This window comes from Nocardioides sp. zg-DK7169 (genome assembly GCF_013155365.1).
Lineage (GTDB): Bacteria > Actinomycetota > Actinomycetes > Propionibacteriales > Nocardioidaceae > Nocardioides.
The window spans coordinates 63,093-77,657 of sequence record NZ_JABJRA010000007.1; the positions used below are offsets into that span (position 1 = coordinate 63,093).

A 14,565-nucleotide genomic window follows, 5' to 3' on the forward strand; every position below is an offset into this window, starting at 1 on the left:
ACCGACAGTCTCGGGCCGTCGTTCCCGCAGGTCAGGGGGCCTGTGGACAACCGTTCGGTCGGGCGGCTCAGCCGTCGAGGGTGTAGTCGAGCAGGAGCCGGTGGGTCCCGTCCTCCTCGACCACGACGCGGCCCGTCCCGGCGATGCTCGCGAGGTCGCCGGTGCCGCTGTCCGGGACGATCACAAGGTGCTCGTCGAAGCGGTCGGTGCCGTGCGTCGACGCCGCATGCACCACGTTGAACGTGCCGCGCCGTCCGCTCAGGGAGCTCGCGAAGGGTCTTGACCATGTGGGCGACGACTCCCGCTGGCGACGACCTCTCCGGGACGGCGATGCCGCCCACCGCGGTGGGGGAGCTTATCGGGGTCCAGACGGAGGTCGTGAAGGTCGAGGATCGTGCATGGCCCGACGGGAGGCGACCCGGCGCCGTCGTGGGGTGAAGGAGAGCGACGGCTCTCGCCCGCGTCGTACGACGACAAGGGCCCGGCCCACCGCGAGGTGGACCGGGCTCGTGGTCGTACGACGGAGCTCAGCCGGCGAGCGTGCCCGGCTTGAAGACGCCCAGGAACGAGGCGATCAGGACCAGCACCCAGATGGAGTAGACCCACGGCACGGCACGCTTCATCGCGCCGCCGATGCCGGCCTCGACCTCGGGGGTGGAGCCGGTGGTCATCAGGGCGCCGAAGGCGGGCCCGAAGGGCCGCAGCGAGACCCGGATCATGATGCCGCAGAAGATGCAGAGGGCGTAGGCGATGATCTTGCCGGCCAGCCACTTCGGGTTGGTGTCGACGCCGAACGGCGAGTCGACGATCAGCGCGTAGAACGCGGCGGCCAGCAGGCCGACGGTGATCGCGATCCGGACCACCCAGTCGGCGCGGTAGGCCAGGTCGGCGTGCTTCGCGGGGGACTTGAAGAAGGCGATGAGCATGATCGCCAGCCAGGCCAGCGAGCCGACCCAGGCGAGCACCAGCGGCCAGCCGTAGAAGATGTCGCGGCCGATGTCGCCGGCCGCCATCAGGGTCACGCCGCTGGGGAGCATCAGGATCAGGCAGATCCGCGGGGCCAGGTCGACCATGTGCATGATCTTCATGGCCGTGGCGCGGGCGGCCGGGGTGATGCTCGGGTCGACCACGAACTTGCTGGAGTAGAACACTCCGAGGTCGCTGCCCAGCCAGTAGGTCACCAGCAGGATGTGCAGGAGGATCGCGAAGCTGTGCAGGTCGAAACCGACTGCGGGTTCGATCGTCGCAGCGAGGTCCATGGGTCTCCGTTCGAGGGCAAGACGGGATGGGGAGCGCCGCGGAGCGGCAGGCTCAGAGGCGGATGTCGCGCTTGACGACCTTGCCCGCGGCGTTGCGGGGCAGGACGTCGGTGGTCGACCAGCGACGGGGGATCTTGAAGCCGGCGAGACGCGCGCGGCAGAAGGACTCCAGGTCGTCGGTGTCGAGGGTGGCGCCGGGGGCCAGGACGAGCACCGCCGCGACCTCCTCGCCCCACTTCTCCGAGGCCACGCCGAGGACGGCGGCCTCGGACACGGCCGGGTGCTCGGCCAGGACGTCCTCGACCTCGCGGGGATAGACGTTGATCCCGCCGGAGACGATCATGTCGCTCTTGCGCCCGACGATGTGGATGAAGCCGTCCTTGTCGAGGGAGACCAGGTCGCCGCAGGTGACGAAGCCGTCCTCGGTGGTGCAGCGGGCGGTGGCCTCGGGGTTCTTGAAGTAGCCGTTCATCAGGTACGGCGAGCGGCTGAACAGCTCGCCGCTGCCGCCGGGGCCGACCTCGACGCCGGCGTCGTCGATGACGCGCACCTCGGTCATGAACCACGGCTGGCCGACCGACCCGGGCCGGCTGGTCGCCTCGTCGGGGCGCAGGTTGGTGATGATGCCGCTCTCGGTCGAGCCGTAGAGCTCGTGGACGTCGACACCGGGGAAGGCGCCCATGACCCACTGCTTGAGCTCCCAGGGCAGGGCGGAGGCGTTGAAGTACAAGGTGTCCAGGCTGGACAGGTCGGCGGCGGCGATCGCCTCGTCACCGAGGCCGCGCAGCATCTGGGCGTGCGCGGGCACCAGGAACACCGACTGCACGGCGTGCCGGGCGACCAGCTCGAGCATCGTGGTGGGGGACCACTTGTTCAGCATCACGACGGTGCCGCCGGTGAAGACCGGCGCGTAGCCGAAGGCGAACCCGGCGCCGTGGTACATCGGCGCGACCGCGAGCGAGGTGCGGCCGTTGCCCAGGCCCCACTCGGCGGCGGCCTGGTAGAAGGTCAGCGACCGCGAGCGGTGGCTGATCATCACGCCCTTGGGCTGACCGGTGGTGCCCGAGGTGTAGGCGATGCAGAAGGGGTCGGTCTCCGCGACCGGGCGGCGCGGGTCGACGGGGGAGGCGGCGGCGAGCTCCGCGTCGTACGTCGCGAACTCCTCGCTGTCCCCGACCACGATCAGCGGCAGCCCCCCGGAGCGGACGGCCGGGCCGACGACGTCGATGAGCTCCTCGGCGGCGATCACGGCGCGCGCCTCGGAGTGCTCGAGGATGAACGCGGCCTCCGCGGCGGTGTAGCGCGGGTTGACCGGGACCATCGTCATCCCCGCCATCGCGATGCCGCAGGCGATCTCGGGGTGCTCAAGGCGGTTGCCGAGCCCGACGGCCACGTGGGCGCCGTCCTCGAGGCCGAGGCCGAGGAGCACGTTGGCGACGCGGGCGGCCCGCTCGCCGAGCTGGGCGTAGGTCAGGGTCCGGTCACCGTCGATGACGGCGAGGCGGTCGGGCGTCGCGCGGACGAACTCACGGACGCCGTTGGCGATGTTGAGCGGCGCACCGCCCGGAGCGAGTGACATGGGAAGCCCTTCCGGTTTTCAGGATGCGAAACAGCGTTCCACATCTGGGGCGTCCCCGTCCAGCGTTGCGCGACGTTCGGGGTGATTCTGGTCGGCCTGTCCAGTCCCGCGGGCCGTGTCCGGCCAGGGAGCACGGTTTTGCTTGCGACCGGGGGGAGAACATGGGAGAAACGAGATTGCCCTGTGTGGAACAGGTGGATCCGGCGGGCCGTTGTCCGCTGCGAGGCCCGCCCGGGCCGGGCGGGCGCCGCCGACCCGCCATGACGACGACACGATGTCCAGACATCTGCGAGGAGTTCAGGTATGCCCCCCACGGCCAAGTCGGTCACTGGCACCGAGAGTCAAGGCAGCGGCAGCGCCACCATCGCCACGGTCGAGCGCGCCGCCGACATCCTCCTGCACCTCGCGAACACCCGCGGCCCGGACTTCGGGATCACCGAGCTCAGCGAGCAGCTCGGCATGTCGAAGGCGGCGATCCACCGGGTCCTGGCCTCGCTGCGCGGCCGCGGCCTGGTCGACCTCGACGAGCGCACCCGCCGCTACTCCCTCGGCGTGGGCGCGCTGCGGCTCGGGCTGGCCTACCTCGATCGCATCGACGTGCGCCGGATGGGCCGCCCGACCCTCGAGCAGCTCTCCGCCCGCACCAACGAGACCGCCACCCTCTCGGTGCTTCTCGGCGGGCGCGAGCGGATCTACGTCGACCAGGTGACCCCGGACCGCGAGGTGATCATGTCGGTCTCCCTCGGCGAGCCGTACCCGCTGCACGCGGGCGCCTCGGGACGTACGTTCCTGGCCTACCTGCCCGAGGAGCAGGGCGAGACCTACCTCAACGACGTCCCGCTCGACGCGCTGACCGCCAGCACGATCATCGACGCCGACACGCTGCGCAGGACGCTGGCCGAGATCCGCGCCCAGGGCTGGGCCCGATCCTCGGGCGAGCGCAAGAGCGGTGCCGCGTCGGTCGCGGCCCCGGTGCGCAGCCATGACGGCTACCCGATCGCCGTGATCAGCGTGTGCGGCCCGGCGGAACGCCTGGCGAGCGAGTTCGAGGGCTGCCGCGACGCGCTGCTGCACGCCTCGCGGATGATGTCGCGCCAGTTCGGCTGGACCGGGGACTGATCAGCGACCGGGTCGAACGCCCCTCGGGGGCAGAATTAACACGAACGTTCCCGTTACCCCTTGTGGAACACCGTTCCTCTAGGTGAAACTCCTGTCTAGCGCGGCGTCGCCGGCCTCGGTCGCAGCGGTCCGCGCCACCAGCCGGATGTCCGCGTCTGCGGCGCTGCACAGGAACGAGGGAACCGATGGGCTCGCACCGACCCGTGCTGTACGGCGGACTCATCTCGACCGCGACGCCGCAGGCGCACGTACGCCTCTTCGGTGAGGTGTTCGGCATGGCGCTCGCCGGCGCGACCCGCCTCGACGGCGCCGCCGCGAGCGCCCTGTTCGGCGCCCCGCTGAGCGGCGCCGAGCTCGTCGTGCTCCAGACCCCGGGTGTCGAGTCCGGGGTGGTGGTCGTCGCCTTCACCCCCACCTCGGCCCAGACCGTGCGCAGCTACGCGACGCGGGTGGACCGCGACGCGTTGAAGGTCATCGACTTCTACGCCCCCGACTACGAGGCCGCGATCGCGCATGCCCGGGCCCTCGGCCACGAGGTGGTGGAGGCCGAGGCGGAGTACGAGCTGGCCGCCGGCACCTTCCGCGAGGCGCACCTGTGGGCCCCGGACAACGTCGTGACCGCGTTCCTCGGCGGCCCGGCGGACTTCTTCGCCGACTTCGCCCAGGTGGGGGACCGCCGTACCAGCGAGGTGCAGAGCATCTCGGCGCCGGTCAGCGACGCCCAGCCCGTGGTCGACTTCTACCGCGAGGTCCTCGGCTGGGACGTGGTGTTCGAGTACGCCATCGACGACCCGAGCTTCTCGGCCCTGGTCGGCATCGAGGAGCCGCTGCAGCTGCGCTCGCGCAACGTCGGGACCAGCACCCGCGAGCCCTACCTCGGGCTCATCGACTACGGCCTGCCCGCCGACGTCGGGGGATCGCTGCGCGGGCAGAGCGTCGCGCCGCGACGCGGGCTGCTCGGCGCGGTCGTGCTCGTCGCCGACCTCGACCCCGTGGTGGCCGCGGCCGGTGACGCCGCCGGCCCCGTGCAGGCGCTGGACCCCGTCGCGTTCGTGGGCCCCCGGGCCTGCGTCCTGACCCCGCCGCACGGGGTGCCGCACCTGGTCCTGGAGCGAGCGCGCTGACCGTGGTGCCGAGACCTGCCCAAGAGGCGTGGTCGGTGCCCACGGGCCCGGTCCGCGGTGTGAACGAAGTGTCGAGGAGTGCCACCGGAGCCGCCCGCAAGGGCGCACCGGGCGGCGAGAGGAGTGGAGCCGTGAGGCGGACGCAGAGGCGAGTGGGCCACGTGGACCCAGTGGGTCGAGCGGGGGTCCCGGCACCCCGGTGCTCGACCCCGTCGGGGGCCGGGCGCGATCCGCGCCCCGTCGGGCGGGAGGACGCGGCGTGCTGAGGATGACGCTCTCGCGGCTCGCCTCGGCGGTGCCCGTGCTGATCTTGATCTCGATGGTGTCCTTCGCGCTGCTGCGGCTCTCGCCGGGCGACCCGGCGCTGCTCTCGGTCGGGATGGAGGCGCCGGCGGAGGCGCTGGCCAAGGCCCGCGCCGAGATGCGTCTCGACGACCCGATCTGGACCCAGTACTGGGCCTGGATGACCGACATGGTCCGCGGCGACCTCGGTACGTCGTACTCCGACAAGGCGCCGGTGACCGAGGCGATCGCCGACCGGCTGCCCGCGACGCTCCAGCTCGCCGTGATGGCGCTCCTGCTCATCGTCCTGATCGGCGTCCCGCTCGGCGTGCTCTCCGCGCTGCGCGCGAACCGGCTCACCGACCAGATCATCCGGGTCGGCTCGCTGGCCGGCATCTCGGTGCCCAACTTCGTGGTCGCGCTGTTCCTGGTGCTGGCCTTCGGCTGGTGGTTCCCCGGGATCATGCCCTACCAGGGCTACGTCGCCCTGGGTGACGACCTGCTGCTCAGCCTCAAGACCACGCTGCTCCCGGCGATCGCCCTGGCGGCGCCGCAGATCGGCCTGGTCGCCCGGCTCACCCGCTCCAGCATGCTCGAGGTCCTCGGCCAGGACTACGTGTCCGCGGCCCGGGCGATGGGCGTGCGCGAGCGGGTGATCATCTGGAAGGACACCCTGCGCAACGCGCTGCTGCCCGTCGTCACGGTCCTCGGCGTGCAGACCGGGTTCCTGCTCGGTGGCTCCGTGGTGGTCGAGACGGTCTTCGGCATCCCGGGCCTGGGGCGCCTGCTCGTGGAGTCCTTCACGATCCGCGACTACCCCGTGACCATCGGCGTGATGATGTTCATCGCCGCGGTCTTCGTCTTCATCAACATCGTGGTCGACCTGCTCTACGGGGTCATCAACCCGCGCATCCGGGTCGGCTACGCGAGCGGGAAGGAGTGAGCGCGGTGAGCACCAGCATCCCCACACCGCCCGCCGTCGAGCCGAGGGACCCGGGTGCGGCGACGACGCCGGCACCCGCCTCGGTCCACCGGGCCGACGAGGTCGGCCTGCTGCGCCGGCTGGCCTCGAACAAGCTCAGCCTGATCAGCCTGATCGGCGTCGTCTTCTTCCTGCTGCTGGCCCTGGTCGGCCCGTTCTTCTCGCCCCACGACCCCGCGGCGCTCGGCGACGACCCGATGGCGGCGCCCAGCTCGACGTACTGGATGGGCACCGACTCGGTCGGCCGCGACGTCTTCTCCCGGTTCCTGCACGGCTCGAGGGTCTCGATCCTGGTCGGCTTCGTCGCCGTCGTCTTCGCGCTGGTCGTCGGGACCGCGCTGGGCATGCTCGCCGGCATGCGCTCGGGCAAGTGGCGCGACTCGGTGATCATGCGGCTGATGGACGTCATCTTGGCGTTCCCGCTGCTGGTGCTGGTGCCGGTGATCACCGGCATCATCGGCCAGCGCGACCTCTCCCTCGGGCCGATCCCGATCGGGCCCGAGGTGCTGGTGGCCGTCGCGATCGGCATCGTCCTGGTCCCCGTCTTCGCCCGCATCGCCCGCGCCAGCGTCCTGGCGGAGATGCGCGAGGACTACGTCATGGCGGTGCGCTCCTTCGGCGGCCGCAGCCGCGACATCCTGCTGCGCAACCTGCTGCCCAACATCGCGGCCCCGCTGGTCGTCCAGGCGGCGTTCGGCCTCGCCATGGCGATCACCGTCGAGGCGGCGGTGTCGTTCCTCGGCCTCGGCGTGCAGCCGCCCGGCGCCAGCTGGGGCACCCTGCTCGCCGACGCCCGCCAGTACGTCACCCTCGGCGCCTGGTGGCTGGTGGTGTTCCCGTCGATCGCGATCGCGCTCTTCGTGCTGGTCTTCAACCTGCTCGGCGACCAGCTGCGCGACGAGCTCGACCCGCGGGCCAAGACCGCGATGAAGAAGAGGTCCGGCGGTTCGCGGCGGGCCCGACGTGGCGCCGTTGCGGCCGCCACCCCCGAGCGTGTGGAGGGAGAGCAGCGATGAGCACCACGACGACGGACGGCGCCACGGCCGACGCCGCACCCGCGGTCCCGGAGGTCCTGCGGGTCACCGGGCTGCAGACCAGCTACCAGTTCCGCGGGACCCCGGTCCCGGCCGTGCAGGAGTTCTCCCTGTCGGTGCGGCCCGGCGAGATCGTCGGGCTCGTGGGGGAGAGCGGCTCGGGCAAGAGCACCGCCCTGAAGTCGATCCTCGGCATGCTCCGGCCGCCGGCCGAGGTCGTCGCGGACGAGATCGTGCTCGACGGGCGCGACCTGCGCGGCCTCTCCGCGGACGAGGCGCGGCGGGTCCGCGGCGGCGAGATGTCGATGATCTTCCAGGACCCCATCAACTCCTTCAACCCGGCCTGGACGATCGGCAGCCAGTTCCGCCGGGTGCTCGCCCTGCACCGCCCCGACCTGCGCCGCAAGGAGTACGACGCGGAGATCATCCGGCTGCTGCGCGGCGTCGGGATCGACGGCAACGGCAAGCTGGACTCCTACCCGTTCCAGTTCAGCCAGGGCCAGCTCCAGCGGATCATGATCGCGGTCGCGTGCGCCAGCAAGGACCTCAAGGTGCTGCTGGCCGACGAGCCCACGACCAGCCTCGACGTGACCATCGAGGCCCAGGTCCTCGACCTGCTCCGCACCCTGCGCGCCGAGCGCGGGCTGGCGATGGTGCTGGTCACCCACGACCTCTCCGTGGTCGCGGAGATGTGCGACAAGGTCGTGGTGATGTACGCCGGACGCATCGTCGAGGTCGCGGACGTCTTCGACCTCTTCGAGCGCCCGCAGCACCCCTACACCGCCCAGCTGCTCCGCGCGATCCCCGGCTTCCCGCACGACGGGGAGCGGCTCTACGCGATGCGCGGCGCCGTCCCCGGGCTGGACGCCCAGATCCGCGGCTGCCGCTTCGCCGACCGGTGCGACGCCAAGCTGGGCTCCATCTGCGACACCCAGGCGCCGGACCTCTATCCCGTCGGCGACCAGGGAGCCCGTGCCGCCTGCCACCGGGTCGTGACCGACCTGCCCACCCCCACGGTCCAGGAGACGAGCCGATGAGCACCCCAGCCCCCGACGCCGCGACCGCGCTGGTCTCGGTCCGCGACCTGAAGACCCACTTCCCGGTCGGCGGCGGCCTCCTGGCCAAGGCGCGGGGCAAGCAGCAGATCGTGCACGCGCTGGACGGCGTGACCGTGGACATCATGCCGCGCGAGACCCTCGCCGTGATCGGGGAGAGCGGGTCCGGCAAGAGCACCATGGGGCGCAGCATCCTGCGCCTGGAGGAGCCCACCTCGGGCTCGGTGTCCTTCCGCGGCAAGGACGTCACGTCGCTGTCCCGCGAGGACCTGCGCCGCCAGCGCCAGCACATGCAGATGGTGTTCCAGAACCCCTACTCGTCGGTGAACCGGCGCAACCGGCTCGTCGACATCATCTCCGAGCCGCTGCGGGTGCACGGGGTCGGCGACGCCGCGTCGCGGCGGGCGCGGTCGGTGGAGCTGCTCGAGCTGGTCGGCCTGAACCCGGACTTCCTGCACCGCTACCCCCACGAGGTCTCCGGCGGCCAGCTCCAGCGCGTCGGCATCGCCCGCGCGCTGGCCACCGGACCGGAGTTCCTGGTCGCCGACGAGCCGACCGCGAGCCTCGACGTCAGCGTCCGCGCCCAGGTGATGAACCTGCTCAAGGACCTGAAGGAGGAGCTCGGGCTGACGCTGATGTTCATCAGCCACGACCTCGCGGTCGTCTCCTACATCGCCGACCACGTCGCGGTGATGTACCTCGGGCGCATCGTCGAGGTCGGCACCCGCCAGCAGCTGGAGTCCGAGCCGCAGCACCCCTACACGCGGGCGCTCTTCGCCGCCGCCCCGAAGCCGGACCCGCGGCAGCGCAAGACCGAGCCGGTGCCGCTCGGGGAGGTCCCGAGCGCGATCGATCGGCCCGCGGGCTGCCACTACCGCCCGCGCTGCCCGCTCGCGATGGACATCTGCGAGGTGGAGTACCCGCGCCTGGAGCAGAAGGCCCACGGCCAGCAGGCGGCCTGTCACGCGGTGCCCTCGGCGCCGCTGCCCGCCGGCGCGACGGCGCTCCCGCTCACGACCGCCTGAGGCTCCCGGCCTGAGGCTCCCGGGCCGGTCCCGCCCCGCCGCGTGTGCGGCGGGGCGGGACCGCTCAGCCCGGCAGCTGCGCGAGGTCCACGCGGTCCCAAGTGGCCGCTCCGCCGAGGGCGAGGCACGCCTCGATCGTGTGCACGACCGTGCCGGGCGGGATCGTCGCGACGTCGCGGCCCGCGCTCATCTCGCTCTCGACCAGCCCGCGCAGGAGGTGCTCGGACGCGGCGTACGCCGAGCCGGCCGGGAAGGCAGTCACGCCGGCGCCGGAGCTCAGCGCGAAGACGTGGCCGCGGGCGCCGTCGAGCACCGCCCGGCCGATGCCGGAGCCGGCTCCGGTGACCAGGGCGAGGCCACGCGGACCCGCGGGCGGCTCACCGGCGCTCGTAGATCTCGAGCCGCTCGTCGTCCGGGCCGAAGTAGGCGCGGGCCGCCACCCGGCCCAGGCCCGGCAGCTCGAGCTCGACGCGCTCGCCGGCCGCCTCGGCCCCGATCGCCCCGAGCAGCAGCTCCGCGGCGCCCAGGTCGTCGGTCTCGAGGGCGGCGCTGAGGATGCCGAGGGCCGGCGGGACCGCGCGGCCGCGCTGGGAGCGGCCCGGGAACCCGACGTACTGGGCGATCTCCAGGCGTCCGAGGTCGGGCGCCTGCGGGTTCATCATGTTGATGTTGTGCAGGCCGGTCCCGGCGGGGAGGCCGAAGAACGACTCCATCTCGCGCAGGACCTTGTCGTAGAGCGGCCGCATGCCGAGCGCGGCGTAGAACTGCGCGGAGCGTCGCGCGTCGCTGCTGTGGATCGCCACGGTCTGCAGCGCCGAGGGCCGCCCGTCGTAGTCGGCCAGCAGCGACCCGGGGGCCGGCTCGAGCTCGAAGACGTCGAGGAGGACCCGGTCGGGGTCGTAGGACAGCGAGTCCCAGGCCGACAGGTCGGGGGTGACGGTCCAGTGGGTCGGGCCGGACCGCGCGCTGCCGCCGTGCGTGCGCACCGCCTGCACGGCGGCCTGGATCTCGGGGACCCGGACGTTGAGCGCGTAGTGGCCGTAGTCCTGCATCGCGGAGTAGTCGCCCCAGTAGAGCTCCCCGGGCCGGTCGAACTGGGCCAGGCGCAGCAGGCCGCTGGTGGCCCCCTCGGGCCCGAGCAGCACGGTGTCGGCACTCATGCCCTCGGGCAGGCCCCACAGCTGACCGAGGGCGTCGCCGGACAGGCGCCCCGCGCCGAGGACGACGTAGTCGAAGCACTCGGCGTAGAAGCGCTGCGAGCGCTCGAGGTCGGAGACGCCGACCGTGGCCACCCGGATCTCGCTGATCATGGTCCCTCGTTCCACTAGTTGAAACAGTGTTTCGCGAGTCTGGCGGCCGGGAGGAGGGGGTGTCAAGCGCGGGTCGAGGGACGGTCGGCGCTGGTCGACGGCGCCTTAAGTAGGACTTTATTCCTGCTGCCGCGACGCGGCCCTAGCGTGAGCGAAACCACGTTACGAACAGCGGAACGCGGGATCGATCACGGACGGAGGCGCGCTGAATGCTGTCCTACCTGGTGCGGCGCCTGGGCGGAGTGGCCGTCGTGCTGCTGCTCGTCCTGACCATGGTCTTCCTGATGCTGCACGCCACCCCCGGCGGCCCCGAGACGGCGTACCTCGGCAGCAACCCCACGCCGGAGAAGCGCGACGCCGTGCTCGCACAGCTCGGCCTGGACCGGCCGCTGTGGATGCAGTACCTCACCTTCGTCGGCAGCGTCCTCACCCTCGACCTGGGCAGCTCGCTGACGACCGGGACCCCGGTCACCGAGCTGCTCGGGGACCGGATGCTGGTCACCCTCGAGCTCGGGCTGGTCTCCTTCGTCGTCTGGACGGCGGTCGGCATGCTCGCCGGCGCGCTCGCCGCGGCCCGCCGCGGGCGACTCCTCGACGGGGTGGTCCGGGTCGGCAGCGTCGTGGCCCTCTCGATCCCGAGCTTCTGGCTCGGCCTGGTCCTCGTCCTGATCTTCGGCCTCTACGTGCCGGGCGTGCTGCCCAGCTCGGGCTGGGTGCCGTTCACGGAGGACCCGGTGGAGAACCTGCGCTCGCTGGTGCTGCCCGCCTTCACCCTCGGCATCGGCGCCTCGGCGGTGATCGCCCGGACCCTGCGGACCTCGATGATCGAGGCCCTCGACGCCGACCACGTCGCGTTCGGGCGGGCCCTCGGCCTGCCGGAGCGGACCATCCTGTCCCGGCTCGCGCTGCGCAACGCCGTCATCCCGACCCTCACCGTGCTCGGCATGATGCTCGGGACGTTCATCGGGGGCGCGGTCCTGGTCGAGAACGTCTTCAACGTGCCGGGGGTCGGGCAGCTCGTCGTGACCTCCTTCCTGGCCCACGACTACCCGGTGGCGATCGCGGCCACGGTCTGGACGGCGGGCACGTTCCTGGTCACCACGCTGGTGGTCGACCTCCTGTACTTCGCGATCAACCCGCGCATCCGTGCCCAGTTCGTCGGAGGTGGTTCCCGGTGAGTGCCCTCGCTCCCACGGTCCGTGCCAGGCGCCGCCCGAGGCTGCCCCGCCTCTCGGCCCTCGGCTGGATCGGGCTGGTCCTGGTGCTGGCGTTCTGCGCGCTGGCCCTGCTCGGGCCGCTGTTCTCGCTGCCGCCCGACGAGCGGACCGGCGGTCCGCTCGAGGCGCCCAGCGCCGCGCACTGGTTCGGCACCGACGACCTCGGGCGCGACCTGTTCGCCCGCACCGCGGTCGGGGCCCGGCTCTCCCTGATGGTCGCCCTGGGCAGCGTGCTGGCCGGCCTGGTCGTGGCCGTGCCGCTCGGCCTCCTGGCCGGCTACCTGGGCGGCACCTGGGTCGACGACGTGCTGATGCGGGTCATGGAGGCGCTCCAGGCGCTGCCGGTCTTCGTGCTGGCGCTCTTCGTGGTCGGCATGATCGGCACCGGCCCCACCGAGGTCGGACCGGTGACCCTCTCCGCGGGGGTCAAGGTGATCATCCTGCTCGCGCTCTCGTTCCTGCCGTTCTTCGCCCGGGTCACCCGGGCGGCGACCCTCGTCGAGGTCCAGGAGGAGTACGTCGCCGCCCTGCGGGTCGTCGGCGTCCCGCGTGGGCGGATCATGCTCGGCGAGCTGCTGCCCAACGTGCTGCCCCCGGTGCTGGTGCAGGGCTTCTTGTGGGTGGGCGTGGCCGTGTTCGCCGAGAGCGCGCTGTCCTTCCTCGGCCTCGGGGTGCAGCCGCCGCAGGCCAGCCTCGGCAACCTGCTCTCGGACGCGACCAGCGCCCTGATGATCGGCGGCTGGTGGCTCTCGGTGGTCCCCGGCCTGGCGATCCTGCTCGTCACGATCGGCATCAACCTCCTCGGCGACGAGGTCGACCGCCACCTCGGCGGCCGCTGACCGCACCGCCGCTCCCGGCTCGACCCACGGCCCAGACCCGGGCCGCCCCAGACCCAGGCACACCCCGGCCCCGCGCCCGTCGCGGTCCCGACCCCGTCGCGGACGCCCGTCCTCACCGACACCCCACCTCTGTTTCAGGAGCTCGCATGAAGACCGATTCCTTCGCCATGTCGCGCCGCACCCTGCTCGGCACCCTGGGCGTCATCACCGCAGGGGTGGCGCTGTCCGCGTGCGGCGACGACTCCAGCACGGGCGGCTCCGGGACCGGCGGCAAGCCGGTCGCCGGCGGCGCGCTGGTGCTCGGCCTCCCCGCGCTCTCGGACTACCTCAACCCCCTGGTCGCCACCACCAACTCCCTGGCCTGGGTGACCGACCCGGTCGTCGAGACGCTCTACACCTACGACGAGGAGATGCGCTCGGTCCCGCTGCTCGCCGCCGGCGAGCCGACGATCTCCGAGGACGGCCTCACCTGGACCATCGAGGTGGCGAAGGGCGTGACCTTCTCCAACGGCGAGCCGCTCACCGCCGAGGACGTCGCGGCCGTGATCAACCACGTCTCCGACCCCAGCGCCTACACCGACTGGACCAGCTACTTCGCCTACTTCGTCTCGGGCGCCAAGGCCAAGGGCCCGCGCACCGTCGTGATCTCCCTGGCGATGCCGTACGGCGTGCTGCGCTCGCACCTGAGCAACCTGCCGATCATCCACCGCGACTCGCTGAAGAAGAACGACACCACCATCGGCACCGGCCCCTACGCGATCGACAAGGTCACCCAGGGCCAGACGGTGCTGCTGCGCCGCAACGACGGCTACCACGGCACCCCGGGCGGCCCCGACACCCTGGAGTTCCGCGCGATCCCGGACGCCGGCACCCGCCTGGTGAACCTGCGCGAGGGCAAGATCCACGTGATGACCGACGTGCCGGCCAGCAACGTCGCGACCCTCGAGAAGGACGACTCGCTGACCGTCGAGGTCGTCGACGCCCCGATCTCGATCCTCACCTTCTTCAACGCGACCAAGGCGCCGTTCGACGACGTACGCGTGCGCCAGGCGCTCGCGCACGCCATGGACCGCGAGGGCGTGGCCGAGCTGGTGTACGCCGGCACCGCGGTGCCCGCGCAGGGCCCGGCCGGCCCGGCCCTCGAGGCGCACGACCCCGACCTCGAGCTCTACTCCGCGACCCCGGACGTGGAGCGCGCCAAGGAGCTGCTCGCCGAGGCCGGAGTCGCGGACGGCGTGGAGTTCACGCTGACCATCAGCAGCTCCTCGGAGGCCACCGTCAAGATGGCCGAGGTCCTGGCCCAGGGCTGGGCGAAGGCCGGCATCACCTGCCGCCTGGAGACCACCGACGCGGGCACCTGGATCACCCGCTGGATGGAGGGTGACTACCAGCTCTCGATGACCACCTACGTCACCGGCGTCAGCGCCGGGGCGAGCGCCTTCCCGCTGTTCACCTCCTACGCCTCGAGCAACACGATGAACTTCGGCTACTCCAGCAAGGAGGCCGACGCGCTGATGAGCCAGGCGTGGGCGACCACCGACGAGTCCGAGCGCGCGGAGCTGACCCGCAAGGTCGACCGGATCCTGGCCGAGGACGCGGTCGCCGTGCCGCCGGTCTACCCCCGGATGATCGTGGCCCAGCGCCGCGACGTCACCGGCCTGGACGCCGGGCAGCTCGCCGTGGGCCGCATCGACGCCGCCGCGCTGCGGCGCCTGGCCTGACGGTGAGGACCGAGGTGAG

General features: G+C 72.1%; 14 protein-coding genes. 9 read left to right on the forward strand and 5 right to left on the reverse strand.

The genetic code is table 11. The annotated features are described in order from the left end of the window. Positions 1–67 precede the first annotated feature (67 nt). The 3 genes from HOQ23_RS12670 to HOQ23_RS12680 all read right to left on the reverse strand — a co-directional run bounded on the left by HOQ23_RS12670 (position 68) and on the right by HOQ23_RS12680 (position 2,838). Positions 68–262, reverse strand: coding sequence for a DUF3224 domain-containing protein (locus HOQ23_RS12670; protein WP_253945496.1), 195 nt, complete (start codon positions 260–262; stop codon positions 68–70). A 265-nt stretch (positions 263–527) separates the two neighbouring features. Next, positions 528–1,259, reverse strand: a complete 732-nt coding sequence (locus tag HOQ23_RS12675; RefSeq protein WP_172214973.1) for a hypothetical protein — start codon at positions 1,257–1,259, stop codon at positions 528–530. A gap of 52 nt (positions 1,260–1,311) precedes the next feature. Continuing rightward, positions 1,312–2,838: a class I adenylate-forming enzyme family protein gene (locus HOQ23_RS12680; RefSeq protein WP_172214974.1), complete on the reverse strand. Its 1,527-nt coding sequence runs from the start codon at positions 2,836–2,838 to the stop codon at positions 1,312–1,314. Between the two features lie 303 nt (positions 2,839–3,141). On the opposite strand from HOQ23_RS12680, the gene HOQ23_RS12685 reads away from it, so the two are divergent. From HOQ23_RS12685 to HOQ23_RS12710, 6 genes are all read left to right on the forward strand, one after another. Beyond that, positions 3,142–3,957 (forward strand): IclR family transcriptional regulator, encoded by an 816-nt coding sequence (locus HOQ23_RS12685; RefSeq protein ID WP_172214975.1) that lies wholly within the window; start codon positions 3,142–3,144, stop codon positions 3,955–3,957. Between the two features lie 185 nt (positions 3,958–4,142). Continuing rightward, a complete protein-coding gene (locus HOQ23_RS12690) occupies positions 4,143–5,081 on the forward strand; it encodes a VOC family protein (protein WP_172214976.1) in 939 nt (312 codons plus the stop codon). A gap of 268 nt (positions 5,082–5,349) precedes the next feature. Next, on the forward strand, positions 5,350–6,306 hold the full coding sequence (locus HOQ23_RS12695; RefSeq protein WP_253945497.1) for an ABC transporter permease: 957 nt from the start codon (positions 5,350–5,352) through the stop codon (positions 6,304–6,306). Between the two features lie 5 nt (positions 6,307–6,311). Beyond that, the gene (locus HOQ23_RS12700; protein WP_172214978.1) at positions 6,312–7,361 is read left to right on the forward strand and encodes an ABC transporter permease; all 1,050 of its coding nucleotides are present in this window, start codon (positions 6,312–6,314) and stop codon (positions 7,359–7,361) included. Further along, the gene (locus HOQ23_RS12705) at positions 7,358–8,416 is read left to right on the forward strand and encodes an ABC transporter ATP-binding protein (protein ID WP_172214979.1); all 1,059 of its coding nucleotides are present in this window, start codon (positions 7,358–7,360) and stop codon (positions 8,414–8,416) included. Before HOQ23_RS12700 ends, HOQ23_RS12705 begins: the two co-directional genes overlap by 4 nt. Further along, positions 8,413–9,459 (forward strand): ABC transporter ATP-binding protein, encoded by a 1,047-nt coding sequence (locus tag HOQ23_RS12710; protein WP_172214980.1) that lies wholly within the window; start codon positions 8,413–8,415, stop codon positions 9,457–9,459. The genes HOQ23_RS12705 and HOQ23_RS12710 overlap by 4 nt, the downstream gene beginning before the upstream one ends. 64 nt (positions 9,460–9,523) lie before the next feature. On the opposite strand, the gene HOQ23_RS12715 is transcribed toward HOQ23_RS12710, so the two are convergent. After that, positions 9,524–9,772 carry a hypothetical protein gene (locus HOQ23_RS12715; RefSeq protein WP_172214981.1) on the reverse strand — a complete coding sequence of 83 codons (249 nt, stop codon included), beginning with the start codon at positions 9,770–9,772 and terminating at the stop codon, positions 9,524–9,526. A gap of 64 nt (positions 9,773–9,836) precedes the next feature. Further along, positions 9,837–10,769 (reverse strand): hypothetical protein, encoded by a 933-nt coding sequence (locus HOQ23_RS12720; RefSeq protein ID WP_172214982.1) that lies wholly within the window; start codon positions 10,767–10,769, stop codon positions 9,837–9,839. A gap of 209 nt (positions 10,770–10,978) precedes the next feature. Between HOQ23_RS12720 and HOQ23_RS12725 the strand changes: the two genes are divergently transcribed. From HOQ23_RS12725 to HOQ23_RS12735, 3 genes are all read left to right on the forward strand, one after another. Continuing rightward, positions 10,979–11,947 (forward strand): ABC transporter permease, encoded by a 969-nt coding sequence (locus tag HOQ23_RS12725; RefSeq protein ID WP_172214983.1) that lies wholly within the window; start codon positions 10,979–10,981, stop codon positions 11,945–11,947. After that, positions 11,944–12,825 carry an ABC transporter permease gene (locus HOQ23_RS20940; protein ID WP_172214984.1) on the forward strand — a complete coding sequence of 294 codons (882 nt, stop codon included), beginning with the start codon at positions 11,944–11,946 and terminating at the stop codon, positions 12,823–12,825. The genes HOQ23_RS12725 and HOQ23_RS20940 overlap by 4 nt, the downstream gene beginning before the upstream one ends. Positions 12,826–12,971: 146 nt before the next feature. Beyond that, the gene (locus HOQ23_RS12735) at positions 12,972–14,546 is read left to right on the forward strand and encodes an ABC transporter substrate-binding protein (RefSeq protein WP_172214985.1); all 1,575 of its coding nucleotides are present in this window, start codon (positions 12,972–12,974) and stop codon (positions 14,544–14,546) included. The last annotated feature ends 19 nt before the right edge of the window (positions 14,547–14,565 follow it).